At 72.5% G+C, this 24,772-nt stretch carries 24 protein-coding genes; 14 read left to right on the forward strand and 10 right to left on the reverse strand.

All coding sequences use genetic code 11. The features are described from left to right. Positions 1 to 26: 26 nt before the first annotated feature. The gene (locus tag C6N31_RS08155) at positions 27 to 881 is read left to right on the forward strand and encodes a fumarylacetoacetate hydrolase family protein (protein WP_138356624.1); all 855 of its coding nucleotides are present in this window, start codon (positions 27 to 29) and stop codon (positions 879 to 881) included. A 756-nt stretch (positions 882 to 1,637) separates the two neighbouring features. Here the strand turns inward: C6N31_RS08155 and C6N31_RS08160 are convergent. Both C6N31_RS08160 and C6N31_RS08165 read right to left on the reverse strand, forming a co-directional pair. Continuing rightward, the gene (locus C6N31_RS08160; protein ID WP_198357317.1) at positions 1,638 to 2,108 is read right to left on the reverse strand and encodes a heme-degrading domain-containing protein; all 471 of its coding nucleotides are present in this window, start codon (positions 2,106 to 2,108) and stop codon (positions 1,638 to 1,640) included. Continuing rightward, entirely contained in the window at positions 2,105 to 3,181 is a 1,077-nt protein-coding gene (locus C6N31_RS08165; protein WP_198357318.1) for a Gfo/Idh/MocA family protein, read from the reverse strand. Before C6N31_RS08165 ends, C6N31_RS08160 begins: the two co-directional genes overlap by 4 nt. A 56-nt stretch (positions 3,182 to 3,237) precedes the next feature. Between C6N31_RS08165 and C6N31_RS08170 the strand changes: the two genes are divergently transcribed. From C6N31_RS08170 to C6N31_RS08220, 11 genes are all read left to right on the forward strand, one after another. Further along, positions 3,238 to 4,332 carry an ROK family transcriptional regulator gene (locus C6N31_RS08170; protein WP_198357319.1) on the forward strand — a complete coding sequence of 365 codons (1,095 nt, stop codon included), beginning with the start codon at positions 3,238 to 3,240 and terminating at the stop codon, positions 4,330 to 4,332. Between the two features lie 40 nt (positions 4,333 to 4,372). Then, positions 4,373 to 5,119 (forward strand): GntR family transcriptional regulator, encoded by a 747-nt coding sequence (locus C6N31_RS08175; protein ID WP_244809194.1) that lies wholly within the window; start codon positions 4,373 to 4,375, stop codon positions 5,117 to 5,119. 138 nt (positions 5,120 to 5,257) lie between these two features. Continuing rightward, positions 5,258 to 6,376: a TIGR03364 family FAD-dependent oxidoreductase gene (locus C6N31_RS08180; protein WP_198357320.1), complete on the forward strand. Its 1,119-nt coding sequence runs from the start codon at positions 5,258 to 5,260 to the stop codon at positions 6,374 to 6,376. An 8-nt stretch (positions 6,377 to 6,384) separates the two neighbouring features. Beyond that, positions 6,385 to 7,158, forward strand: a complete 774-nt coding sequence (locus C6N31_RS08185; RefSeq protein WP_232484962.1) for a phosphonatase-like hydrolase — start codon at positions 6,385 to 6,387, stop codon at positions 7,156 to 7,158. Continuing rightward, positions 7,155 to 8,303, forward strand: a complete 1,149-nt coding sequence (locus tag C6N31_RS08190; RefSeq protein ID WP_138358353.1) for an ABC transporter ATP-binding protein — start codon at positions 7,155 to 7,157, stop codon at positions 8,301 to 8,303. Before C6N31_RS08185 ends, C6N31_RS08190 begins: the two co-directional genes overlap by 4 nt. Then, positions 8,300 to 9,208: a 2-aminoethylphosphonate ABC transporter permease subunit gene (locus C6N31_RS08195; RefSeq protein WP_198357321.1), complete on the forward strand. Its 909-nt coding sequence runs from the start codon at positions 8,300 to 8,302 to the stop codon at positions 9,206 to 9,208. Before C6N31_RS08190 ends, C6N31_RS08195 begins: the two co-directional genes overlap by 4 nt. Continuing rightward, the gene (locus C6N31_RS08200; protein WP_164295446.1) at positions 9,195 to 9,992 is read left to right on the forward strand and encodes an ABC transporter permease; all 798 of its coding nucleotides are present in this window, start codon (positions 9,195 to 9,197) and stop codon (positions 9,990 to 9,992) included. Before C6N31_RS08195 ends, C6N31_RS08200 begins: the two co-directional genes overlap by 14 nt. A 53-nt stretch (positions 9,993 to 10,045) precedes the next feature. After that, positions 10,046 to 11,110, forward strand: coding sequence for a 2-aminoethylphosphonate ABC transporter substrate-binding protein (locus C6N31_RS08205; protein WP_198357322.1), 1,065 nt, complete (start codon positions 10,046 to 10,048; stop codon positions 11,108 to 11,110). Between the two features lie 89 nt (positions 11,111 to 11,199). Beyond that, entirely contained in the window at positions 11,200 to 11,979 is a 780-nt protein-coding gene (locus C6N31_RS08210; protein ID WP_138358361.1) for an HAD-IIA family hydrolase, read from the forward strand. Positions 11,980 to 12,115: 136 nt separating this feature from the next. Then, entirely contained in the window at positions 12,116 to 12,685 is a 570-nt protein-coding gene (locus tag C6N31_RS08215) for a hypothetical protein (protein WP_138358363.1), read from the forward strand. 60 nt (positions 12,686 to 12,745) lie between these two features. Next, positions 12,746 to 13,342, forward strand: coding sequence for a class F sortase (locus C6N31_RS08220; RefSeq protein ID WP_198357401.1), 597 nt, complete (start codon positions 12,746 to 12,748; stop codon positions 13,340 to 13,342). Positions 13,343 to 13,411: 69 nt separating this feature from the next. Here C6N31_RS08220 and C6N31_RS08225 read toward each other — a convergent pair whose 3' ends face one another. The 5 genes from C6N31_RS08225 to C6N31_RS08245 form a co-directional block, all read right to left on the reverse strand. Continuing rightward, complete coding sequence (locus C6N31_RS08225; RefSeq protein ID WP_138358365.1) at positions 13,412 to 13,972, reverse strand: hypothetical protein; 561 nt, start codon at positions 13,970 to 13,972, stop codon at positions 13,412 to 13,414. 211 nt (positions 13,973 to 14,183) lie between these two features. Further along, positions 14,184 to 15,308: a PP2C family protein-serine/threonine phosphatase gene (locus tag C6N31_RS08230; RefSeq protein WP_138358367.1), complete on the reverse strand. Its 1,125-nt coding sequence runs from the start codon at positions 15,306 to 15,308 to the stop codon at positions 14,184 to 14,186. A gap of 22 nt (positions 15,309 to 15,330) precedes the next feature. Continuing rightward, positions 15,331 to 15,696, reverse strand: coding sequence for a monovalent cation/H(+) antiporter subunit G (mnhG, locus tag C6N31_RS08235; protein ID WP_198357323.1), 366 nt, complete (start codon positions 15,694 to 15,696; stop codon positions 15,331 to 15,333). Next, on the reverse strand, positions 15,693 to 15,962 hold the full coding sequence (locus C6N31_RS08240) for an MrpF/PhaF family protein (RefSeq protein WP_244809191.1): 270 nt from the start codon (positions 15,960 to 15,962) through the stop codon (positions 15,693 to 15,695). The genes mnhG and C6N31_RS08240 overlap by 4 nt, the downstream gene beginning before the upstream one ends. Further along, positions 15,959 to 16,480: a Na+/H+ antiporter subunit E gene (locus C6N31_RS08245; RefSeq protein WP_244809190.1), complete on the reverse strand. Its 522-nt coding sequence runs from the start codon at positions 16,478 to 16,480 to the stop codon at positions 15,959 to 15,961. The genes C6N31_RS08240 and C6N31_RS08245 overlap by 4 nt, the downstream gene beginning before the upstream one ends. 110 nt (positions 16,481 to 16,590) lie before the next feature. Between C6N31_RS08245 and C6N31_RS08250 the strand changes: the two genes are divergently transcribed. Both C6N31_RS08250 and C6N31_RS08255 read left to right on the forward strand, forming a co-directional pair. Beyond that, complete coding sequence (locus C6N31_RS08250; RefSeq protein ID WP_138358373.1) at positions 16,591 to 18,048, forward strand: peptidoglycan D,D-transpeptidase FtsI family protein; 1,458 nt, start codon at positions 16,591 to 16,593, stop codon at positions 18,046 to 18,048. A gap of 157 nt (positions 18,049 to 18,205) precedes the next feature. After that, complete coding sequence (locus tag C6N31_RS08255; protein ID WP_198357324.1) at positions 18,206 to 19,705, forward strand: M1 family metallopeptidase; 1,500 nt, start codon at positions 18,206 to 18,208, stop codon at positions 19,703 to 19,705. Between the two features lie 20 nt (positions 19,706 to 19,725). Here C6N31_RS08255 and C6N31_RS08260 read toward each other — a convergent pair whose 3' ends face one another. From C6N31_RS08260 to C6N31_RS08270, 3 genes are read right to left on the reverse strand one after another with little or no spacing between them, the layout of a single operon-like run. Further along, positions 19,726 to 21,345, reverse strand: coding sequence for a Na+/H+ antiporter subunit D (locus C6N31_RS08260; protein ID WP_164295441.1), 1,620 nt, complete (start codon positions 21,343 to 21,345; stop codon positions 19,726 to 19,728). Continuing rightward, the gene (locus C6N31_RS08265; RefSeq protein WP_138358379.1) at positions 21,342 to 21,827 is read right to left on the reverse strand and encodes a Na(+)/H(+) antiporter subunit C; all 486 of its coding nucleotides are present in this window, start codon (positions 21,825 to 21,827) and stop codon (positions 21,342 to 21,344) included. Before C6N31_RS08265 ends, C6N31_RS08260 begins: the two co-directional genes overlap by 4 nt. Then, on the reverse strand, positions 21,824 to 24,697 hold the full coding sequence (locus C6N31_RS08270) for a Na+/H+ antiporter subunit A (protein ID WP_198357325.1): 2,874 nt from the start codon (positions 24,695 to 24,697) through the stop codon (positions 21,824 to 21,826). The genes C6N31_RS08265 and C6N31_RS08270 overlap by 4 nt, the downstream gene beginning before the upstream one ends. Positions 24,698 to 24,772: the final 75 nt, after the last annotated feature.

Consider the following 24,772-nt stretch of genomic DNA (forward strand, 5'->3'; position numbering starts at 1 on the left):
CACCCTCGCCCAACAGGAGTACGTCTGTGAAACTGCTGCGTGTCGGACCCGCCGGAGCGGAAGCTCCGGCCCTGCTGGACGGCGACGGAATCCTGCGCGACCTGTCCGGCGTCGTGCCCGACATCGACGGCGCCCTCCTCGCCGACGATGCCGCGCTCGCGCGGATAGCCGCGGCCGCGGCGGACGGATCCCTGCCCCGGCTGGACGCCGCCCTGCGCGTCGGCCCGCCGCTCGCCCGCATCGGCAAGATCGTCTGCATCGGTCTCAACTACCACGACCACGCGGCGGAGACCGGCGCAGCGATCCCGGCCGAGCCGATCGTCTTCATGAAGGCCCCGGACACGGTCGTCGGTCCCGACGACACCGTCCTGGTGCCGCGCGGCAGCGTGAAGACCGACTGGGAGGTCGAGCTCGCCATCGTCATCGGCCGCGAGCTCCGGTACGCCGCGTCCCACGAGGAAGCGCTGGCCGCGGTGGCCGGCTACGCCCTCTCCCACGACGTCTCGGAGCGCGAGTTCCAGATCGAGCGCGGCGGCCAGTGGGACAAGGGCAAGAACTGCGAGACCTTCAACCCCATCGGCCCCTGGTTCGTCACCGCCGACGAAGTCCCCGACCCCCAGGCCCTGGGCCTGCGCCTCTGGGTCAACGGCGAACCGAAGCAGGCCGGTTCCACCGCGGACCAGATCTTCCCGGTGGCAGAGGTCGTCCGCTACCTGAGCCAGTTCATGGCGCTGTACCCGGGCGACGTGATCAACACGGGGACACCGGCGGGGGTGGCGATGGGCCAGCCGGATCCCAAGCCGTATTTGAGGGCGGGGGATGTGGTGGAACTGGAGATCGACGGCTTGGGCCGCCAACGCCAGGTCCTGGCGGACGCGTAACGCCTGCCGGCGGGGGTGCGGGTACGGGTACGCCGGCCGGCGTGGGTGCGGGTACGTCGGCGCCCGCAGCGCCGTTGCGCCTGCGGCGGGCTTTCGCCCACCCACGCGCCCTTGTGCCCTCCGGCACGGGGTGCGGCCCGCGCGGGCCGGTTTGTGCCTGCGGCGGGGGTGCGGGTACGTCGGCGCCCGCGCCACCGTTGCGCCTGCGGCGGGCTTTCGCCCACCCACGCGCCCTTGTGCCCTCCGGCACGGGGTGCGGCCCGCGCGGGCCGGTTTGTGCCTGCGGCGGGGGTGCGGGTACGTCGGCGCCCGCGCCACCGTTGCGCCCGCGGCGGGCTTTCTCCACCCACCCGCCCAATGCCGTCACAGATGCACGCGCGTCGGCACCCGCGGACGTGAGGGGGCGGGGCCGGAGGGTCGGGGACGGATGCGCGGCGTCGGCACCGCGGGCGTATGGGGGGACGGGAGACCGATGTGCGTGCGTCGGCACCCCTGGGGGAGGGCGGGGGACGGATGCAGGCGTGTTGGCACCCGCTGCGCCCCCGCGCCGGGCGTTGCCCACGACTCGCTCTCCCGCGGACGGGTGTCCGTGACGGGAGGGGGACGGGGCCGCAGGGGGAGGGGTCCGAAATGCTGCCGTGTATGTGTGAGCCGCTGGGGGCACCCCCGGCCGAAGGTTGGGGGATCGTAAATATACGATTTCGGACCCCTCCCCCGGAGGGCCCGGCCCCCGACCGACCCACGACGAACCGCCCGCTACCCCCGCACCATGCGCGACAACGCCTCCACCACCAGCGCATGATCCTCCGACTGCGGCAACCCCGACACCGCCGCCGTCCCGACGATCCCCACCCCCGCCACACGCAGCGGCACCGCGCCCCCGTGGGCGGCGTACAGGTCCGGGTCCAGGCGGGAGGATTCCTCGAAGGTGGTGCCCTTGGCGCGGAAGCGGGCGCCGACGAGGTACGACGACGCGCCGTAGCGCTCCGCGACGCGGGACTTGCGGGCGAGCCAGGCGTCGTTGTCCGGGGAGGTGCCGTCCAGCGCGTAGTGGAAGAGTTGCTGGCTACCGCGACGGATGTCGATCGTCACGGGGGCGTTGCGCTCCCGCGCCAGCTCCACCAGCAGCGACCCCAGCCGCCACGCGTCGTCGTTGCTGAACCCCTGAAGGACGAGGTCGCGTTCCTGCGCTTCGAGCTCAGCGACGAGATCACTGGGAGTGCTCATGAGCGCGCCTCCAGTTCCACCGTGCGGCCCTCGCGGGCGGAGAGCCGGGCCGCCTCCAGGACTTCGAGGGCGGCGGCCGCCTCCAGGGCGGTGACCGGCGGGGCCGAACCGTCGCGGAGGGCCGCGGCGACCGCCGCGTAGTAGGCGGGGTAGTCGCCCGGCAGGGTCGGGACGGGGCGAACGGAGTCGCCGGCCCCGAGGGTGCCCCAGTCGGACTCCGGCTCGACGCCCCAGTCGCCGTCGGCGGTGCCGGGCCGCAGGCCGTCGCGGAGGGCGGCCTCCTGCGGGTCGAGGCCGTACTTGACGTAGCCGGCGGTGCTGCCGAGTGCCCGGAAGCGGGGGCCGAGCTGGGCGGTGGTGGCGCTGGCCCACAGGTGGGAGCGGACGCCGCCGGCGTGGGTGATCGCGATGAACGTGTCGTCGTCGACCTCGGCGCCGGGGCGGCGGACGTCGGACTCGGCGTAGACGCGGACGGCCGGGCCGAAGAGCGTCAGGGCCTGGTCGACGAGGTGGCTGCCGAGGTCGTAGAGGAGCCCGCCGATCTCGGCGGGGTCGCCCGACTCGCGCCAGCCGCCCTTGGGCTGCGGCCGCCACCGCTCGAAGCGGGACTCGAAGCGCTGCACGGTGCCGAGCTCGCCGCTGTCCACGAGGTGGCGCAGGGTGCGGAAGTCGTTGTCCCAGCGGCGGTTCTGGAAGACGGAGAGCAGCAGGCCGCGGTCCTTGGCGAGGGCGGCCAGTTCGTAGGCCTCGGCGGCGGTGCCGGCGAGCGGCTTGTCGACGACGACGGGCACCCCGGCCTGGAGGGCGGCGGTCGCGAGCGGCACGTGGGTGCGGTTGGGGGAGGCGAGCACCACGAGGTCGACGGGGTCGCCGGTCCACAGTTCGTCGGGGGAGGCGGCGAACCGGACGTCGGGGTGCTCGGCGCGGGCCTGCTCGCGGCGCTCGGGGTTCGAGGTGACGACCGTGTCGAGGACCAGGCCGTCGGTGGCGGCGATGAGCGGGGCGTGGAAGACGGAGCCGGCCAGGCCGTAGCCGACCAGTCCGACGCGGAGGGGGGTGGCGGGACTACTCATGCCCTCCACTTTCGCAACAGTGTTGCCAAAGAGCAAGCACCGGGGACAATGGAGGGGTGAACAGGGGAATCTCAGGGGCGAATCTGCCCGCGCTGCGGCACCACAACGCCGCTCTGGTGCTCGATCTGCTGCGCGCCGCCACCCGGCACGGGACCGGCGGCATCAGCCGGCTGGAGCTCGCCGAGCGCACCGGGCTCACCCCGCAGGCGGTCAGCAAGATCACCGCGCGGCTGCGGGCCGAGGGGCTGGCCGAGGAGTCGGGGCGGCAGGCGTCGACCGGCGGCAAGCCGCGGACCGAGCTGCGGCTGGTGCGCCGGGCGCGGTACGCGGCCGGGGTGCATCTGGACCGTGACGAGCTGACCGTCGTCCTCGCCGACCTGTCGGGCGAGCGGATGCGGGCCCGCACCTCCCGGCTCGACTTCGGCCGCCCCGCCGGGGAGGTGCTGGAGGCGGTGGCGCGCGAGGTGCGGGCGCTGGACGCCGGCCCCGCCATCCTCGGCGTCGGCGTCGCGGCTCCCGGGCCGCTCGACCACGCCTCGGGCGTCCTGCACCGTGTCACCGGCTTCCCGGACTGGGACGGCTTCCCGCTGCGCGACGCGCTGGAGCGGCGGCTCGGGCTGCGGGTCGTCGTCGACAAGGACACCAACGCGGCGGCGCTCGCGGTCCTCGGCCAGGACGCGGGGGACGGATCGTTCGCGTATCTGCATCTGGGGACCGGGCTGGGCGCCGGGCTGGTGCTGGACGGCGCCGTCTTCCGCGGCGAGCGCACCGGCGCGGGCGAATTCGGGCACCAGGTCGTGCAGTTGGACGGTCCGGTGTGCGGTTGCGGCAACCGCGGCTGCATCGAGGCGATGTGCCTGGCCGCGGTCGACCGCGGTGACTCGGCGGGCGCCGCGTACCTGCTGGGCGTCGGTGCGGCCAACCTCGTCTCGCTGCTGGACATCGACCGGGTGGTGCTCGGCGGGCGCACCGTACTGGCCGACGAGACGCTGTTCCGGCAGGAGGTCGCGGCGGTGCTGACCGAGCGCACGGCTCGTTCCGCGGGGCGCACGGTGCCGGTCTCGGTGGCCCCCGGCGGGACGCGGGTGGTGGCCGACGGCGCGGCGCTGCTCGTGCTGGCCTCGGTGTTCGGCGGCGCCGCACTCGGCTGACGGGCAGGCGGACCGCCACTGTTCTGCGAGGATCGGTCCCGTGACAGATCCACATGCCCCGATCCGGTCCGGCATTCCCGAGCACGGCCGGGTGCCCAAGTACTACGCTGTGAAGACCCGGCTGGAGGCCGTGCTCGACGAGCTCGGCGAGGGCGGACTGCTGCCGACCGAGCGGGAGTTGGCGGCCACGTTCGAGGTGGCGCGGGAGACCGTGCGGCAGGCGCTGCGCGAGCTGCTGATCCAGGGCCGGGTGCGGCGCAAGGGGCGGGGCACGGTGGTGGCCGGGCCGAAGCTGGAGCAGCCGCTGTCGCTGGCGAGCTACACCGAGGGCGTCCGGCGGCAGGGCCGGGTCCCGAGCCGCCATCTGATCACTCTGGAGCGGTTGGCGGCGGACGCGGTGCTGGCGCGCGAGTTGCAGATCGCGGCCGGTGACGAGGTCTGGCACATGGAGCGGGTGCTGCTCGCCGACGAGGAACGGGTCGGCCTGGAGAGCACCTATCTGTCGGTGGCCCGACTGCCACACCTGGAACGGGACTTCGCCCCCGACTCGTCCTTCTACGTGTATCTGCGCGACAAGGCCGGACTGGAACTGATGTCGGCCGACGAGCGGATCGAGACGGTGCTCGCGACGCCGCGCGAGGCGCTGCTGATCGGTACGCCGCCCGCGCTGCCGATGCTGCTGCTGCACCGGACGAGCCGGGACGGCGGGGGAGTGCCGGTCGAGCGGGTGCGCTCGCTCTACCGCGGCGACCGGTTCAGTTTCACCACGCAGATGTCCAAGAAGTAGCCGGGCCGACGGGAGGCTGTGCGAAGGATTTCGATCACGAAACGGTAACGGGTCTAGTCCAAGCGTTGCTGGGCTGTTCACCATCGGTTCATGCATGAGATACGTACGCTTCCGAAGGCCCGAGCACCTTTGGGCCCCATGAGAGTCCTGATCGTCGGCGCCGGTGCGCTCGGCACGATGCACGCCTGGCAAGCCGTCCACCGCGGCCATGAGGTCGTCCACCTGGAGCGCGAGCGGGAGGCCCGCGGCGCCTCCGTACGCAACTTCGGCCTGGTGTGGGTCGGTGGCCGGTCGGCCGGCGAGGAGCTGGAGACCGCGCTGCGGGCCCGTGAGCTGTGGGAGGACATCGGTGCCCGGGTGCCGGGCACCGGCTTCCGCGCCAACGGCTCGCTCACCGTGGTCCGCACCGCGGCCGAGAAGGCCGTCGTGGACGAGGTCATCGCCCGCCCCGACGCCGCCGAGCGCGGCTTCAAGTGGCTGGACGCCGCGGCCGCCCGGGACCACAACCCGGCGCTGCGCGGCGACATCACCGGGGCGCTGCTGTGCGAGCGGGACGCCGCCGTCGAGTCCCGGGTCGCGCTGCCCGCGCTGCGCGAGTACCTGGCGGCGACCGGCCGGTACACGTTCCTCCCCGGCCGCGAGGTCCGGGAGGTCGGGCCCGGCACGGTCCGCGACGACCACGGCGAGGTGCACCGGGGCGACAGCGTCGTCCTGGCCACCGGGGCCTGGCTGTCCGGGCTGGTGCGCGAGCTCGCCCCCGAACTGCCGGTCCGCCGGGTGCGGTTGCAGATGGCGCAGACCGATCCGCTCGGCGAGCCGCTGACCACCTCGGTCGCCGACGCCGACAGCTTCCGCTACTACCCGGCCTACGAGGGCGACGCGCTCGACGCGCTGCGCGCCGGACAGCCGCAGCCGCCGGTGGCCGCCGCGCACAAGATGCAGCTGCTGATGGTCCAGCGCCTCGACGGCGGACTGACCATCGGCGACACCCACGAGTACGACGAGACGTTCAACTTCGACGTCGTCGAGGACCCGTACGACCACCTGCTGGAGCGGGCCGGGCAGCTGCTCGGCCGGCCGCTGCCGCGCATCAGGCGCCGCTGGGCCGGGGTGTACGCGCAGTGCGTGGACACCGCACATGTGGTGCACCGGCAGGAAGTACTGGACGGAGTGTGGCTGGTCACCGGGCCCGGCGGGCGCGGCATGACCTGTTCCCCGGCGATCGGTGAGACGACCGCCGACGCGCTGGGCTGGTGAGGGAAACGATGACCGACAGGACGGACACCATGACGGACGGCAGCATCAAACTGGTCGTGCTCGACATGGCCGGGACCACGGTCGCCGACGGCGGGCTCGTGGAACAGGCCTTCTCCCGCGCCGCCGAACGGCTCGGGGTGGAGCCGGGCAGCGACGACCACGCGAAGAAGCTCGACTACGTCCGCGCGACGATGGGCGAGTCGAAGATCACCGTCTTCCGCGCGCTCTTCGGCGACGAGGACATCGCCCAGCGCGGCAACGCGGCGTTCGAGAGCGCCTACGCGGAACTCGTCGACGGCGGCCGCTGCGCGCCGCTGCCCGGCGCCGCCGAGACGATCGGGAAGCTGCGGGACGAGGGCCGCACGGTCGTGCTGACCACCGGCTTCTCGCGCGTCACCCAGGACGCGATCCTGGACGCGCTCGGCTGGCAGGACATCGCCGACCTCACCCTGTGCCCGGCCGACGCCGGGCGCGGGCGCCCGTTCCCCGACCTGGTGCTCGCCGCACTGCTGCGCACCGGGGCGGCCGACGACGTACGGGAGATCGCCGTCGCGGGCGACACCTCGTACGACATGCTCTGCGGCCGCCGCTCCGGCGCCTCGGTGGTCGCCGGCGTGCTGACCGGCGCGCACGACGAGGCCGCGCTGCGCGGCGCCGGGGCGACCCATGTCCTGGCCTCCGTCGCGGAACTCCCGCGGACGATCACCGGGTTCACCGGGTTCACCGGGTTCGCCGCGGCCGACGGGTTCGGCGCGGCCGCCGGGGCGGGGCAGCAGCGATGAGTACGGAGCCGGGCGGGCCCGAGGCGGTCCCGACGTCGCGCGCGGTGCGCAGCGGCATTCGTTTCGACCACGTGAGCGTCACGTACGGGGACCTGACGGTGCTCGACGCGCTCGACCTCACCGTCGAGCCGGGCGAGGTCCTCGCCCTCCTCGGCCCGTCCGGCTCCGGCAAGACCACCGCGCTGCGGGCGGTCGCCGGCTTCGTGCGGCCGTCCGGCGGGCGGGTGCTGATCGGCGGGCAGGACGTCACCGATCTGCCGCCGCACCGGCGCGGCATCGGGATGGTCGTCCAGCAGTACGCCCTCTTCCCGCACCTGCGCGTCGACCAGAACGTCGCGTTCGGCCTCAAGGCGCAGCGCACGCCACGCGCCGCGATACCCGGCCGGGTCGCGGAAGCGCTGGAGATGACGGGGATGGCCGGCTACGCCCGGCGCTATCCGCGCGAACTCTCCGGCGGTCAGCAGCAGCGCGTCGCGATCGCCCGCGCACTGGCCATCCGGCCCGGCGTCCTGCTGCTCGACGAGCCGCTGTCGGCGCTCGACGCGCAGCTGCGCTCGGGCATGCTCGCCGAGCTGGCGCGGCTGCACCGCGAACTGCCCGACGTCTCCATCCTGTACGTCACCCACGACCAGATCGAGGCGCTCACCCTCGCCGACCGGATCGCGGTCATGGACAAGGCGCGGCTGCAGGACTGCGGCACCCCGCAGGACCTCTACCGCCGCCCGCGCACCGAGTTCACCGCCTCCTTCGTCGGCAGCGCGAACCTGCTGCCGGTCCGGGTCGCGGGGGAGGGGGCGCTGCACTTCGGCGACGCGGTGGTGCGCGCCGCCGAGCTCCCGAAGGGCGCGGTCGAGGGTGCCGAGGCCACGATGTGCGTCCGCCCGCACGCCCTGCGGCTGGCCGCAGCGGGAGCGGCCGGCGGCGCGGCCAACTCGCTGCGCGGCACGGTGACGGGCGTGCAGTGGCGCGGTTCGACCCACCGGCTGCTCGTCGACGCCGGCGGCCACGAGATCCGCGCGGACGTCGGCGACCTGCGGCAGCCGCCTGCGGTCGGGGCGACGGTGACGCTCGCCTTCGACCCCGAGGACACGGTGCTCCTGCCGGCCGGTGTCGGCACGGAGCGACCGCTCCTGGAGCGGGTATGAGTACCGGGACCGTGCGGACGCCGGACCTCGCGGCACCCGTGCCCCGTCCGGCACGGACACCGCGCGCGGTGCCCCGCTGGGTCTGGGCGCTGCCGCCCGTGGCCGGGCTGGCGCTGGCGTTCCTGTACCCGCTCGTGCTGGTCGTCCAGCAGTCGTTCACCCCGGACACCGGCGGGCACGATCTGTCCGCGTACCGCGAGGTGTTCGCCTCGACGGGTTTCCGCGAGGCGCTGTGGACGACGGTCTGGATCGCGGTCGGCTCCACCGTGGGCTGCCTGGTGCTGGGCTTCGCGCTGGCCCTCGTGATCGCCTTCGTACCGTTCCCCGGCGGGAAGGCGCTCAGCCGGTTCATCGACATCTTCCTCGCCTTCCCGTCCTTCCTGATCACGCTCGCGCTGCTCTTCGTCTACGGCACGGTCGGCATGGCGAACGGCCTGTGGACGGATGCGACGGGCGCGGCGGGCGGACCCGTCGACTTCCTGCACACGCCCTGGGGCGTGCTGCTCGCGGAGATCACGTACTTCACACCGTTCGTGATGCGGCCGCTGCTCGCCGCCTTCTCGCAGGTGGACACCGCGCAGATCGAGGTCGCGTCCTCGCTGGGCGCGAAGGCGCCGCGGATCGTCCGGCAGGTGATCCTGCCGGAGGCGCTGCCGTCGCTCGCGGCGGGCGGCAGCCTGGTGCTGGTGATGTGCCTGAACGAGTTCGGCATCGTGCTCTTCACCGGTGCGAAGGACGTCACCACGCTGCCGATGCTCGTCTACAGCAAGGCGATCCTGGAGTCGGACTACACCGGCGCCTGTGTCGTCGCGGTCGTGAACATCGCCCTGTCGGTCGCCCTCTACGGGCTGTACCGCGCCGTCGTCGCCCGAACAGCCGCCGGAGGCCGTCGTGCTGGTGCATAGCCGCAGTGGCCGCTGGGCCGTGTGGACCGTCTTCTTCGTCCTGTTCCTGCCGCTGTTCGCGCTGCCGTTCGCGGTGATCGCGCTGGCGTCCTTCGCTACGCACTGGAGCGGGGCCTTCCCCTCCGGCGCGACCCTCACCCACTACCAGGACATCACCCGCGGCGAGTCGCTGGACGCGCTCACCACCAGCCTGGTCACCGCGCTGGCCGCGAGCGTGCTGGCCCTGGTGGTCGGCGGCTGGGCGGCGCTGGCCGCCGACGCGCTGCGCGGTCGCGGCCGCAGGCTGCTGGACGCGCTGTTCATGCTGCCGGTGGCGGTGCCGTCGGTGGTGGTCGGGCTGTCCCTGCTGGTGGCGTTCTCGAAGCCGCCGCTGCTGCTCAACGGCACCCGCGGCATCGTCGTCCTGGCCCATACGGTGCTGGTCACGGCCTTCGCGTACCAGTCCGTCGCGGCGGCCGTCGCCCGGCTCGACCCGGCCTACGAGCAGAGCGCCGCGAGCCTGGGCGCCCGCCCCGCGTATGTGCTGTGGCGGGTGAAACTGCCGTTGCTGCTGCCGTCCCTGACCGCGGCGGCCGGCCTCTGCTTCGCCCTGTCCATGGGCGAGTTGAGCGCCACGATGATGCTCTACCCACCCGACTGGCTCCCGCTGCCGGTCAAGATCTTCGGTGCCACCGACCGGGGCTCGCTCTTCTCCGGAGCCGCCCTCGCCGTGGTGCTGATGGTGACGACGCTCGTCGTCCTGCTCGGCGTGAGCCGGATCCGCACCAGGGCCGCCTACCGCTGACGTCCCGCACCACCCCCCGCGATTCCGTTACCCAGCAAGGAGATCGATCTGCCATGCCCGCACACAGTCTCAAGCCGCTCGCCGCCGTCGCCGGCGCCCTGGTCCTCGCCGGTTCGCTCACCGCCTGCGGCGGTTCCTCGGCCGCGAGCGACGCCAAGGAGATCACCGTCTACAGCGCCGACGGCCTCAAGGCCGACGACGGCTCCGGCTTCTACGACAAGGTCTTCAAGGACTTCACCGCGAAGACCGGCATCAAGGTGAAGTACGTCGAGGGCGGCTCCGGCGAGATGGTGCAGCGGCTGGCCCGGGAGAAGTCCAACACCCAGGCTGACGTCGTCGTCACCCTGCCGCCGTTCATCCAGCAGGCCGACAGCAAGGGACTGCTGGACACCTACAAGCCGGCCGGCTCCGACCAGGTCGCCGCCGCCGACAAGGACGCCGGCGGCAAGTGGACCTCGGTCGTCAACAACTACTTCTGCTTCATCTACAACACCAAGGAACTGAAGCAGGCCCCCAAGACCTGGGACGACCTGCTCGGCGCCCAGTACAAGGGCAAGCTGCAGTACTCCACGCCGGGCGTCGCCGGCGACGGCACGGCCGTCGTCATCAAGGCGATCCACGACTTCGGCGGCCTGGAGCCGGCGATGGCGTACCTGAAGAAGCTGCAGACCAACAACGTCGGACCGTCGAAGTCGACGGGCGCGCTCGCGCCCAAGGTCGACAAGGGTGAACTGGTCGTCGCCAACGGCGATGTGCAGATGAACTACGCCGACATGAAGTCCATGCCGAACCAGGGCATCTTCTTCCCCGCCGCGAACGCCACCGGCAAGCCCACCAGCTTCGCGCTCCCGTACGCGGCCGGCCTGGTCAAGGACGCCCCGCACACGGAGAACGGCAAGAAGCTGCTGGACTTCCTGCTCACCCCCGAGGCGCAGCAGGAGGTGTCCTCGGTCGGCGGCGGCTTCCCGGCCCGCACCGATGTGACGGCGACGGACGCGAACGCGGCGAAGCTGAAGGCGATCATGTCCGGCGTCGAGATCTTCACGCCCGACTGGGCCACCGTGAACACCGACCTGGCCTCGTACGTCGACGCCTGGAAGAAGGCGACCGGCAGCTGATCAGCGGATGAGACGGCCGGGGCGTACACGGTGCGCCCCGGCTACGCTGGGCAGCGCAGAGCCGCTCACCAGGACAGGAGAACACGCCCGTGTCGACACGCAAGCCGATCGAATCCTGGCTCACCGACATGGACGGGGTGCTGATCCACGAGGGCACGCCGATCCCCGGCGCCGACGCCTTCATCAAGCGGCTGCGGGAGTCCGGCAAGCCGTTCCTGGTGCTGACGAACAACTCCATCTACACCGCCCGTGACCTGCACGCCAGGCTGTCGCGGATGGGTCTCGACGTTCCGGTCGAGAACATCTGGACCTCGGCGCTGGCCACCGCGAAGTTCCTCGACGACCAGCGCCCCGGCGGTACGGCGTACGCGATCGGCGAGGCCGGTCTGACCACCGCGCTGCACGACGTCGGCTACATCCTCACCGACGTCGAGCCCGACTACGTGGTGCTGGGCGAGACCCGCACCTACAGCTTCGAGGCGCTCACCAAGGCGATCCGGCTCATCAACGGCGGTGCGCGCTTCATCTGCACCAACCCGGACGAGACCGGCCCGTCGGCCGAGGGCCCGCTGCCCGCCACCGGCTCGGTGGCCGCGCTGATCACCAAGGCCACCGGCAAGGATCCGTACTTCGTCGGCAAGCCCAACCCGCTGATGATGCGCGCCGGGCTGAACGCGATCGGTGTGCACTCCGAGACCAGCGCGATGATCGGCGACCGGATGGACACCGATGTGCTCGCCGGGCTGGAGTCCGGCATGGAGACCTTCCTGGTGCTGACCGGTCTGACGTCGAAGGCCGACATCGACAAGTACCCGTTCCGGCCGTCGCGGGTCGTGAACTCGATCGCGGACCTCGTCGACGAGATCTGAGCGCTCGCACTGTGTGTGACCGGCACCCCCTGATGGCGTAACCAAACGCCGTCCGGGGTGCGGCGGAACCCTCCTGGATGGATGTTCGAAGCACCGGGTACCGCTGGCCGTACCCGGCCGAGCGGAGGTTCCCCCGATGCTAGATATCCGACGACCGGCTGCTGCCGGTGCGGCCGTACTGTTCCTGCTCAGTGGCGCTGTCCCGGCATTCGCCGACAACGAGAGTTCGGCGTCGGCCTCGGGAACGGTGACCGTCACCCCCGGCAAGACCTGGGCGGGCGCGGTCATCACACTGCACGTGAAGAGCGCCTGCCGGTCGGCGAAGGCCAAGGCCAGCGCCGAGGTCTTCGTGAGCCCGGTGACGCTGGCACCGCCGGTCGACGGCCAGGACGGACTGGTCAGTGACGCGTCCATCCGGTCCGACGCGGTGGCGGGCACCTACTCCGTCTCCGTCGAGTGCGACGGCAACACCCACGCCGCCCAGGGCACCGTGGTCATCATCAACCAGGTCGCGCCCGTCACCCCCGTGAAGCCCGAACCGCTCTGGCCGACGGCCCCGGTTCCGGCGGGCGGCGGTGGAACCGCGCAACTGGCGGCCGGCCCGGCCGAGGCCGGTCCCGGCACCGACTCGGTGCTGGCGGTCGGCGGCGCGGCGGCGGCATCGCTCGCGGCCGTGGCGGTGTACCGCCGACGCCGCCACGGTTAGGCCGCGGTGCCCGACGAGGAACGCACGTCCGTCAGCGGCCGCACCTGGGCCGCGGTGGCGATGGGGCTGGTGCTCTTCGCCGCCTGGCTGATGGGCCACCCCGGCGACGGGGTGGACCCGGCCGGCCCCGGCGGACAGCCGGCGGCCGGCTCCGCCGACCGGCCGCCGCAGGTCTACGCCCCGCACCTCCCGCTGCCGGACTCCAAACCGGTGCGGGTGGACATCGCGTCGATCGGGCTGCACGCCGGGATCGTCGAACGGGGCCTGCTGAACGGTGCGGTGGACCCGCCGCCGTACAGCACCCCGGACGTCGCCGGCTGGTTCCGCGGCGGTCCGGCGCCGGGCGCGGCGGGCGCGGCGCTGCTCGTCGGCCATGTCGACACCGAGACCAGGCCCGCGGTCTTCTACGGGCTGAGCACGGTGACGCCGGGCGCGGAGGTGGAGATCCAGCGGGCGGACGGCTCCGTCGCGGAGTTCACCGTCGAAGGCGTCGAGGTCGTCGACAAGGACCACTTCTCCGCGGACCGGGTCTATGGGGCGGGCACCCGGCCGGAGCTGCGGCTGATCACCTGCGGCGGCACGTTCGACCAGGAGAAGCGCGCGTACTCGGCGAACGTGGTCGTCTTCGCGGCGCTGACCGGATCACATCAGGACTGACCGCCGCCGCACGTTTTTTGGCGCCCGGCCGGCGACCCGCTCCCCCCGGAGCCGCCGGCCGGGCGCACCTCACCCTCGGGCGCCTGGACTGCGGGAGTGGTCCGGCGCGGCCGGGGGAGGCTGGGGGAGCCCTGGGGCGGAGTCGTCGGCGGCATCGGCCGCGGCGGCGGGAAGCAGGGCACGGAAGCGGATCAGGACCGCTCCGTCGGTGGCGTGGTGCACCTGCACACCGTCGATCCGCGCCCCGTTCTCGGTGGGGTGGGCGAGTTGCTGGCACAGGGCGGTCGCGGCGTACGAATGCGGTGGGTCGGGCGGGACCGTGAGCGGTTTGTCGTAGCCGTAATCGGTCACCGAGACCGTGCACCGCGCCCCGTCCACGCCCAGGGTCACGCGGTACCGGTGCGCGAGCCCGTGGTCGACGACATAACCGCACGCCAAGGTGATCGCGGCGGCCAGTTGCGCGCTGACCTGCCCGTACGGCCCCAGGGTGTCGAGCGCGGCGCACGTCATCCTGGCGGCCAGCTCATCGCTCCCCGGGGTGCGGTGCAGCGAGAACGTCCAGGAGACATCGAGGGTCGATCGCCGCGGGTCGGAGAGGGGGAGTCGCGAGATCGCCGCAAGCTTCGCCATGACGCCGGTCCACGTCCTGCAGAGTTGGAGGCACTTGAGCCCAGCCGGGCTCCGCCTGGAGCGGGGCCGGGGTCCAGGGCCACGTAGTAACCCTAGAACAGGCGAACGCCTTGCCGCTAGGGCCACTTGACGACACGTCATGGAGTGGGTACTCAGTGCGATGCTTCCAGCCACGCGAGGGGGAGGCGCCGGCGGTGTCCCCGGTAGCGCCTCAGAGCGGCTGCGTCGGGGGCCGGGCGGGCGCGAGCAGCAGGAGGACCACGTCGTCGCCGAGGGAGCCGCCCGCGTGCCGCAGCAGGTCGGCGTAGACGCGCTCGACGGCCGCCTCCAGGTTCTGGGCCAGACCCGCCACCAGTGACCCGACCCGTTCGGCGAGGGGGTAGAAGGAGCCGTCCACCGGGCTGCGGGCCTCGATCACCCCGTCCGTGCAGAGCACGAGCACGTCCTCGCCGCCGAGCGGTGCCCGCCAGGGCACGGCCGCCCCCTTGACCAGCCGGCCCAGGCCCAGCGGCACCCAGGGGTCCGGCGGGTTCAGCGTCGTCACCGTTCCGTCCGGGGAGATGCGCAGCGGTGCCACATGGCCGTAGTGCAGGAACTCGACGGAGCCGGGGCCGTCGAACTCGGCGAAGAGGGCGGTGGCGAACTCGCCGGAGACGACATGGCGCTGCACGCTCGCCTCGACGCGCTGCGCGACGCGGGTCAGTCCACCCTCGTCGTAGGCGGCCTCGCGGAAGGCGCCGAGCACGACCGCCGAGGTCTGGACGGCGTCCAGACCCTTGCCGCGGACGTCGCCGATGAGCGCGCGCACGCCGTGCGGGGTGTCCAGGACGGAGTACAGGTCGCCGCCGATCTGGGCCGCGTCCGCCGCCGAGACGTACCGGACGGCGAGCCGGACGTCACCGACCCGGTCCCCGGGGGGCCGCAGCAGGGCGCGCTGGGCGGCCTCGGCGACCGAGGTGATCGCGGTGAAGGCCCGCTGGCCGGTCTCGCGCCGCCAGGCGATGTAGGCGCTGAACAGGCTGACCACCACATAGGTGGCGAGCTGGCCGGTGAGCAGCACCCAGTCGCGGCCCTGGACGACTCCGTTGTACGGCGCGAGCGCCGTCTGCGCGGCGAGGCCGAGGACGGCGATGAGCAGGGTGCGCCGCCAGGTCGTCGTGATGGAGGCCAGCGCCGGGGCCACCACCATTCCGGGCCCGATGTAGTGGTCCCGGCCGGCCGCCAGGTCCGCCGCCGAGACGACCGCGATGGCCAGCAGGGGCAGCCCCATGCCCTGGCGGGCGAGGACGGCGGATTCCAGGGACCGCAGTGCTCCGACGATCCGAGCATTTGTCACATATCGAACTTACCGGTTGGACTCAGTCGGGGCCGGATCGGGTCAGATGGTCGTCCAGCTCGTCGAGGACCAGCTGATCGCCGCGCACCTGACCGGTGCGGTACGCGGCCCGCCCCACCATGTGCGCCGCCACCGGGACGGTCATCAGCTGAAACGCCCCGATCAGCACCAGGGTGCCCACGTCCACCCAGGACCGCAGCCGCAGGGCCACCCCCACCAGCACCAGCAGCAGACCCAGGACCTGCGGCTTGGTCGCCGCGTGCATCCGGGTGAGGGTGTCGGGCAGCCGCAGCAGTCCGACCCCGGCCACGAAGCAGAGCGCGGCGCCGAGCAGCAGGAAGACCGCGGCGGTCCAGTCGCACACGGAACCCCAGTCCAGGACGGTCATGACGAGTCCTTGTCCCGGAGAGCGATGAAGCGGGCGATCGCGACCGAGCCGGTGAAGCCGAGGAAGGCCAGCACCAGCAGGACCGGGAGCGCGTACGGGGTGCGGTCGGCCGCCGCCTGCGCGCCGAGGCCGGCGACGACCACGGCCAGCAGCGCGTCCACCGCCACCGCCCGGTCGAGCATCGACGGACCGCGCACCAGCCGGACGAAGACCATCACACCGGCCGCGATCAGCAGCCCCAGGACGGCAGCGGTGACCCATCTCACGACGTGCCCCCCGCATCGAGCGACGCGATCTCCGCGCGGGTGCCGAAGGCGCGCACCACCAGCGTCTCCAGCCGGCGTACCCCGTCCCTGGCCTCCTCGATGTCCGAGCCCATGACGTGCACGAACAGCGTCGCGGTGGACCGCTGGACCTCCAGCACGGCGCTGCCCGGCACCGCCGAGACGGCGATCGCGGTGGCCGCCAGCATCAGGTCGCCCGAGCAGCGCAGCCGGACCGCCAGCACCGCGCAGGGCAGCGGGGCGGGGGTCAGGGTCTGCCAGGCCGTGCGCAGCCCCGAGACGGTCAGATCGACGAGGAAGAGCGCGGCGAACCGCACTAGGCCGACCGGGTGAATCCGCAGCCCCAGGTTGAGCGGCGGCAGCGGGAAGACCAGGCACAGCACGACCGCCACGACCAGGCCGGTGACGACGTTCGCGGCGGTGAGGCTGCCCCACAGCAGCACCCAGACGACGACGAGCCAGCCGACCAGCGGCCACTCGATCCCTCGCAGGGTGCGCACGGTCGAGATCCTCACAGAGCGGGGCCGTTCCGTGCGGGAGCCGCGACCTGTGAGGAACCTGTGCTCACCCGCCGGAACCAACGAATCCCCCTGGAACGTTCTTGCAAGGGATGAACAAGACCATCAGGCGTGCGTCGGTCTTCAGCCTCCTGCTCGTCCTCGCGGTCATGGTGCGGGTGACGTGGATGCAGGCGGTGGACGGCCGGGCGCTCGCGGACGACAAGCACAACCGGCGGAACATCATCGCGCAGTACGCGAACCCGCTCGGCGACATCGTCGTGGGCGGAAAGCCGGTGACCGGTTCCACCACCACCAGCGGCGGCGACCTGCGCTACAAGCGCACGTACACCGGCGGCGGGCTGTACTCGGCGGTCACCGGCTACAGCTCGCAGGTCTACGGCGCCACCCAGCTCGAAGGCATCTACCGCGGCATCCTGGGCGGCACCGACCCGCGGCTGAAGAGCCTGCCCGACTCGCTCACCGGCAAGGCCACCGAGCCGGGCGATGTGATCACCACCATCGACCCCGCCGTGCAGCAGGCCGCCTTCAAGGGGCTCGGCGACAAGAAGGGCGCGGCCGTCGCCATCGACCCGGCGACCGGCCGGATCCTCGGCATGGTCAGCACCCCCAGCTACGACCCGTCGAAGATCTCGGGCGGTTCGAAGGCCGACGGCGCGGCGTGGAGCGCCCTGCAGGCCGACAAGGACCAGCCCATGCTCAACCGGGCGCTGCGCGCCGCGTACCCGCCGGGGTCGACGTTCAAGCTCGTCGTCGCCGCGGCGGCCCTGGAGAACGGGCTGTACTCGTCGATCGACGAGAAGACCGCCAGCCCGAACCCGTACCCGCTGCCCGGCACCTCGCGGGTGCTGGTCAACGAGTCGGCGTCCGCGCCCTGCGAGAACGCGAGCATCAACACCGCGCTCCAGTACAGCTGCAACAACGTCTTCGGCAAGATGGCCGTCGACCTCGGCCAGGACAAGGTGCGCGCCGCCGCCGAGAAGTTCGGCTTCAACACCGACAGCCTCGACATCCCGGTGCGCGCGGCCAAGAGCGTCTACCCGAAGGGCATGGACAAGGCGCAGACCGCCCTGTCCGGCATCGGGCAGTTCGACGACACCGCGACCCCGCTGCAGATGGCGATGGTCGTCGCGGCCCTCGCCAACGGCGGCGAGCTGGCGAGCCCGCACATGGTCTCGCAGGTCACCGACGGCAACGGCACCGTGCTGCAGTCCTACCCGGACGGCGAGAGCACCCGCGCGGTCAGCGCGGACACCGCGGCGAAGCTGCGCAAGGCGATGGTCAACGTCGTCGACAACGGCACCGGCAGCAACGCGAAGATCAGCGGTGTCGAGGTCGGCGGCAAGACCGGCACCGCCCAGCACGGCGAGAACAACAGCGGGACGCCGTACGCCTGGTTCGTCTCCTACGCCGACGACGGCAAGGGCCACCAGGTCGCGGTCGCCGTGGTCGTCGAGCAGTCGGACGCGGCCCGCTCGGAGGTCAGCGGGAACGGGCTGGCGGCGCCGATCGCGCGGGCGATGATGAAGGCGGCATTGAAGACAGGTTGAGCCGGGGTCACGGCGGGCGGGCGCCGCACGGTGTTTTGAGACGTTGTGTTGCGCACGGTGAAGGTCTTGAGACAGCAGTGGGTGCAGGGGTAGCTGGGACACACAGCTGGTTCCTAGGGTCGGGGTGTCCGAACTCACCCCGCGCTGGAGGACCCCTGTGCGTAAGAGAGCGATCGTTTCCGCCGTGAGCGCTGCCGGCCTGTTGCTGGCGATCCCGGCATCCGCCGCCGACGCCGGACCGGGCGCGCCCGGCATCGGCGACCCGTACTACCCGACGTACGGGAACGGGGGTTATGACGTCTCCCACTACGACCTGCGGCTGAAGTACCAGCCCGCGACCGACGAGCTGGAGGGCACCGCGACCCTGCTGGCCACCGCCACCCAGGGACTGACCCGCTTCAACCTCGACTTCGCGCTGGACGTCAGCGAGGTCCGGGTCAACGGCCGGGTCGCGAAGTTCGCCACCAGCGGTGAGCAGGAGCTGGAGATCACCCCGGCCACCCCGCTCGCCAAGGGCCAGCAGGCCACCGTCGTCGTCCGCTACTCCGGGGTCCCGGGCAAGGTGAAGCGCTACGGCTTCACGTCCTGGCAGCGCACCCCCGACGGCGGCGTCGCCGCCAACGAGCCGGAATCCGCCTGGTGGTGGTTCCCCAGCAACGACCACCCGCTGGACAAGGCCACCTACGACGTCTCGGTGCTCGTCCCCGACGGCTCGGCCGCGATCAGCAACGGTGTGCTGGTCTCGCAGAGTTCGAAGCTCGGCTGGACGCGCTACAACTGGCGGCAGAACAAGCCGCAGGCCACGTACCTGGCCACCCTCGCGGTCGGGAAGTTCGACATCACGCGGAACACCACCGCCAACGGCCTGCCCGTCATCAACGCCTACAGCAAGGACCTGGGCGACAACGACGGCGCCGCCCGCGCCAGCATCGAGCGCACCGGCGAGATCATCGACTGGGAGAGCACCTACTTCGGCCCGTACCCGTTCAGCGCCGCCGGCGGCTATGCCCCCAACGTGCCCACCCACTACGCCGTGGAGACGCAGGGCCGGGTCTTCTACAGCCCCGCGCAGTTCGCCGGCGGGGCGAACCCCTCGGTCGTCGTCCACGAGCTGGCGCACCAGTGGTGGGGCGACAGCGTCTCGCTCTCCCGCTGGTCGGACATCTGGCTCAACGAGGGCTTCGCCAGCTACGCCCAGTGGCTGTGGTCCGAGCACGAGGGCGAGGGCACCGCGCAGGAACTCGCCGACTGGGTCTACAGCCAGCACCCGGCCGACGACCCGTTCTGGACCGTCAAGCCCGGCGACCCCGGCGCGGCGAACCAGTTCGACGGCGCCGTCTACGACCGGGGCGCCGTCGCCATCCAGGTGCTGCGCAACAAGATCGGCGACAAGGCGTTCTTCGCCCTGCTGAAGGCCTGGCCCGCCCAGCACCAGTACGGCAACGGCTCCATCGCCGAGTTCCAGAAGCTCGCCGAGAAGATCTCCGGGAAGAAGCTCGGCCCGCTCTTCGAGACCTGGCTCTTCACCGCGGCCAAGCCCGCGGCGCCGCCGGCCGCCCCGAAGGCCGGCGCGCTCCGCGCCGCCCCGGCCGCACCGCAGGCGGAGCCGAAGTCCTGGAAGCAGATCGCGGCGACGCACACGGTTCACGACCGCTGACCCGACGAGCGGTCCCTGCGTCAGTGCGCCAGAACCGCCTGGACGTAGGGCGTTCGTGACAGGAGCTCGCCGGCCGCCCGGTCGGCGAGCCCCGTCAGCGGTCCGGCCAGCACGGTGTAGGCCAGCCCGAGGGCGACCAGGGCCATGGTGGCGGCGAGCATCGTGCGGGGGAGTGCGGCGGTGGTGGTGATCGAACGGCCGCTGAGGGACGCCGACTCGGGGCGCCCGGCGGGCATCAGGGTCTCCTCGTCGGAGTCGTCCTGATCGGCGTCGTCGTCCGTCTCCAGCACGGTGCCGTCGGCACACAGGTCGGGCGGCGCGGCCCGCCAGAAGGCCAGGTTCCAGACCTTGATCAGCGCGTAGAGCGTCAGCAGGCTGGTCACGACACCACCGCCGACCAGCACGTACGCCCAGGCGCCGCCGTCGGCGACGCCCGCGCGCAGCAGCCCGAGCTTGCCGAGGAACCCCGACAGCGGCGGGATCCCGGCGAGGTTCATCGCGGGCACGAAGAAGACGGCGGCGAGCAGCGGGGAGATCCTGGCGAGCCCGCCGAGCCGCTGCAGGTCGGTGGTGCCGCCCCGGCGTTCCACCAGCCCCGTGACCAGGAAGAGCGTGGTCTGCACGGTGATGTGGTGGGCGACGTAGAAGACCGCGCCCGCGACACCACCACGGGAGGCCAGCGCGATGCCGAAGACCATGTACCCGATATGGCTGACGAGGGTGAAGGACAGCAACCGTTTGAGGTCGGTCTGCGCGACCGCGCCCAGGATCCCGACGACCATCGACAGCAGGGCGATCAGCATCAGCGGCTCGGCGAGCCGGGTGCCGGGGAAGAGCAGCGTCTGGGTGCGCAGTATCGAGTACACGCCGACCTTGGTGAGCAGCCCGGCGAAGACGGCGGTGACGGGCGCCGGCGCGGTCGGGTAGGAGTCGGGGAGCCAGGCGGCGAGCGGGAAGACGGCCGCCTTGATCCCGAAGACGGTGAGCAGGGCGAGTTGCAGCACCAGCCGGATCCCGGCGGGCAGATCGGCCAGCCGCACGGAGAGCTCCGCGAGGTTCATGGTGCCGGTGGCCGCGTAGACCATGCCGATCGCCACCAGGAAGAGCACCGAGGACAGCAGCGACACCACGATGTACGTGGCTCCGGCCCGGATCCTGGCCGCCGTGCCGCCGAGCGTCAGCAGGACATAGCTGGCGGTCAGCATGATCTCGAAGCCGACGTAGAGGTTGAACAGGTCGCCGGACAGGAACGTGTCGGAGACCCCGGCGACGAGGATCAGATACGCGGGGTGGAAGACCGACAGCGGAGTCGCCTCGTCGCGGTCGGCCATGCCCTGGCCGATGGAGTACACCAGCACGCACAGCGTCACCGCGGACGAGACGACCAGCATCAGCGCCGACAGCCGGTCGGCGACCAGCGCGATGCCGATCGGGACCGGCCAGCCGCCCGCGTGCATCACCTGCGGGCCGTCCCGGTCGGCCGCCACCAACAGGGTGACGGAGGCGGCCAGCACGACGCTGAGGACGGCAGCGCTGATGAACCGCTGGATCCGGGGGAGTCGCAGTCCGACGGCGAGTTTGAGGCCCGCGGCGAAGAGCGGGAGGACGACGGGCAGCGGCAGCAGTGCGGTCGCGTTCATCGGTCGGCCCCCAGCACGTTGTCCCACAGTTCGTCGTCGAGGTCCTCGGAGTCCTCGGCACGCGCCTGCCGGGCCCGGTCCGCGCGGATCACCGTCCTCAACTCGGCGCGCGTCCCCTCGTGTTCGGCCCGCAGCGCGACCCGGATGTCCTCGACGTCGTCCTGTACGTCGTCGCTGCCGGTCAACTGCCAGCTGCGGTACGCCATCGCGAGCAGGAACGCGGTCAGCGCCAGGGTGATCACGATCGCGGTCAGCGCCATCGCCTGCGGGAACGGGTCGGAGACCGCCGCCGGATCGGTGCCGGGGGACAGCAGCGGCGCCTTCCCGGAACGGCCCGAGGTGGCCAGCACCAGCAGGTTCACCCCGTTGCCGAGCAGGACGGCGCCGAGCAGGATGCGGGTCAGCGGGCGGGCGAGCAGCAGCACCGTCCCGCAGGCGAACAGCACCCCGCCGGCGGCGATCAGGGCGACGGTGGCGTTCATGCCTTCCTCCGGGCTTCTTCGCGCTCGATCTGCTGGTCGATCTTCGCGCCGAGGCTCCGCAGCACATCGAGGACGACCCCGAGGACCAGGAGGTACACACCGAAGTCGAACAGCACGGAGCTGGGGACGTGCACCTCGCCGAAGAGCGGCAGCCGGGTGTGGAACACCGCGCTGTCCAGGACGTCCGAGCCGAGCACCAGCCCGCCGAGACCCGTACCGACGGAGATCATCAGGCCGGTGCCGAGCAGGAATCCGGCGTCGACGGGGGCCGCCTCGGCCAACTCGTAGCGCCCGCCCGCCAGATACCGCACGACCAGCGCCAGCCCCGCGACCAGCCCGGCCGTGAAGCCGCCGCCCGGCAGGTTCTCCGCGCAGAACAGCAGATACAGCGAGAGCACGAGGATGGGGTGGAAGACCAGCCGCGCGACCACCTCGAAGACCACCGAGCGCCGGTCGGGGTCGAGGGTGTCGCCCGCCGCCAGCCAGGTGCGTTCCGGGGCCGCGCGCGGCCCGGCGCGCACCTCCGACGCCCACACGCCCGCGGTGCTGCCGTCCTCCTGCGCGCGCGGCAGCGCGCCGGCCCGGCGGCGCAGATAGACCAGGCTCGTCACGCCGACGGCCGCGACCGCCAGCACCGCCGACTCGCCCATCGTGTCCCAGGCCCGCAGGTCGACGAGGATCGTCGCGACCACGTTCTTCAGCCCGTCGTGCGCGGTCTCGGCCACCATGGCGGCGCCCGCGGCCGGATGCCGGCGGGCCGCCACCGCCAGATACGTCAGACCTGCCGCCAGCGTCCCGGTGGTGACGCCGAGCGCGGCGTGCAGGGCACGGCGCCAGGCCGTCGCCGTCGGCGGGAAGCGGTGCGGGAGGCGGCGCAGCACCAGGACGAACACGACGATGCTGGTCGTCTCCACCGTGAACTGCGTCAGCGCGAGGTCCGGCGCCCCCTGCAGCACGAACAGCACGCCGGTGCCGTACCCGGTCGTGCCGGCCAGCACCACGGCTTTCATCCGCTGCCGGGTCGGCAGGCACAGCACGCCCGCCGCCGCCACGGCCGCCGCCACCGCGATCTGCCCCGCGTCGTCCCACAGGTGCGGCGAGCCGCCCCAGGCCCACGGCCGGTCGGTGAACAGCGCCGCCGCCTCGGCGCCGGAGAAGACCAGCAGCGCCGTGCCGAGATAGACCGGCAGCGAACCGCGCTGGATGCTGCCGGTCAGCTGCAGCGCGAAGCGCTCCGTCTGCCACAGGATCTGGGCGAACGCCGCCTCGGCGCTCGGCAGCGCCAGCCGCTTGCCCCAGCGCACCAGGTGGTTCCGTACGACGAACAGCGCCGCACCGGCCGCCCACGCGATCTCCGACAGGATGAGCGGGAGGCCGGTGCCGTGCCACAGAGCCAGGTGGTACGCGGTTCCCCGGGACGGGAACGCGGCCGCGTAACGCTCCATCAGCGGCGCCAGCAGGCCCACCCCCGGGCCCAGCACCAGGCCCGCCAGCGCCAGCAGCGCCGTCGGAGCCCACAGGGCCGCCTTCGTCCGCCCGCCGTGCGCGGTCGCCCGCGGCAGGTCGGGCGACGTGGCCGGGCCGAACGCGCCGTACAGGAAGCGCAGGGTGTACGCCGTGGTCAGGGCCGATCCGGCGACGGTGGCGTACAGGGTGAGGCGGTCGGCGGTGCCGCCGGCCCAGAGCGCCGCGAACGAGGCCTCCTTGGCGGCGAAGCCGAGGAAGGGCGGCAGGCCCGCCATGGAGGCACCGGCGAGACAGGCGGTGCCGCAGACCACCGGCATCGCGCGCGCCAGACCGGCGAGCCGGCGGATGTCCCGGCTCCCGGTGGCATGGTCGACGATGCCGACCACGAGGAACAGCGGCGCCTTGAACAGCGCGTGCGTCAGCAGCATGGTGGCGCCGGCCAGCGCGGTGTACCGGGACCCGGCCCCCACCAGCGCGGTGAGGAAGCCGAGTTGGCTCACCGTCCCGTAGGCGAGGATCCGCTTCAGGTCGGTCTCGCGCAGCGCCCGCCACCCGCCGAGCAGCATCGTGGCGGCACCGAGCGTCAGCGTCACACCCCGCCAGGGCGCGACCGCGGCGAAGGCGGGGGAGAACCGGGCGACGAGATAGATGCCGCCCTTCACCATGGCCGCCGCGTGCAGATAGGCGCTGACCGGCGTCGGCGCCGCCATGGCACCGGGCAGCCACAGACTGAACGGCCAGATCGCGGACTTCGACAGCGCCCCCGCGAGCACCAGCAACAGCGCGACCGGCACCGCCGTACCGCCCGATGGCGGCGGATGCGCGACGAGGACGGAGATCCGGTACGTATCCGCCGCCTGACCGAGCATCAACAGCCCGACCAGCATGGCCAGGCCGCCGACCGTGGTGACGAGCAGCGCCTGCAGCGCGGAGCGCCGGTTGGCCTTCTTCACCGACAGATGGCCGATGAGCAGGAACGAGAAGACGGTGGTCAGTTCCCAGAAGACGTACAGCAGGATCAGGTCGTCGGCGAGGACGAGCCCCAGCATCGCCCCGGCGAACGCGGTCAGGGTGCCCGCGAAGTTCGCCAGTCCCGGCTCGTCGTCGCCGAAGTAGCCGGTGCAGTAGACGAGTACGAGCGCGCCGACGCCACCGGCCAGCACGGTCAGCAGCAGCCCGAGGGCGTCGAGCCGCAGCGCGATGCTCAGATCGAGGGCGGGCGCCCACCGCCACTGCTCGGTGCGCACCGCGCCGTCGGCGACGGCAGCCCACTGGGTGAACGCCCACACCGTCGTGGCGGCCGGTGCCAGCGCGAGGACGAGGAAGGCTCGCCGGCCGAGCCACCGCACCAGAGGGGTGGCGCAGGCGGCGAGCACGAAGTGGGCGGCGATCAGGGCGAGCACGCGGCGAACACTTCCGCCGCCCGGGCGGCACGGGGGACCGGCGCGCCCGGCGTACGCCAGGATCACCCATTGGGC

It is taken from the genome of Streptomyces fildesensis (assembly GCF_016107395.1).
Lineage (GTDB): Bacteria > Actinomycetota > Actinomycetes > Streptomycetales > Streptomycetaceae > Actinacidiphila > Actinacidiphila fildesensis.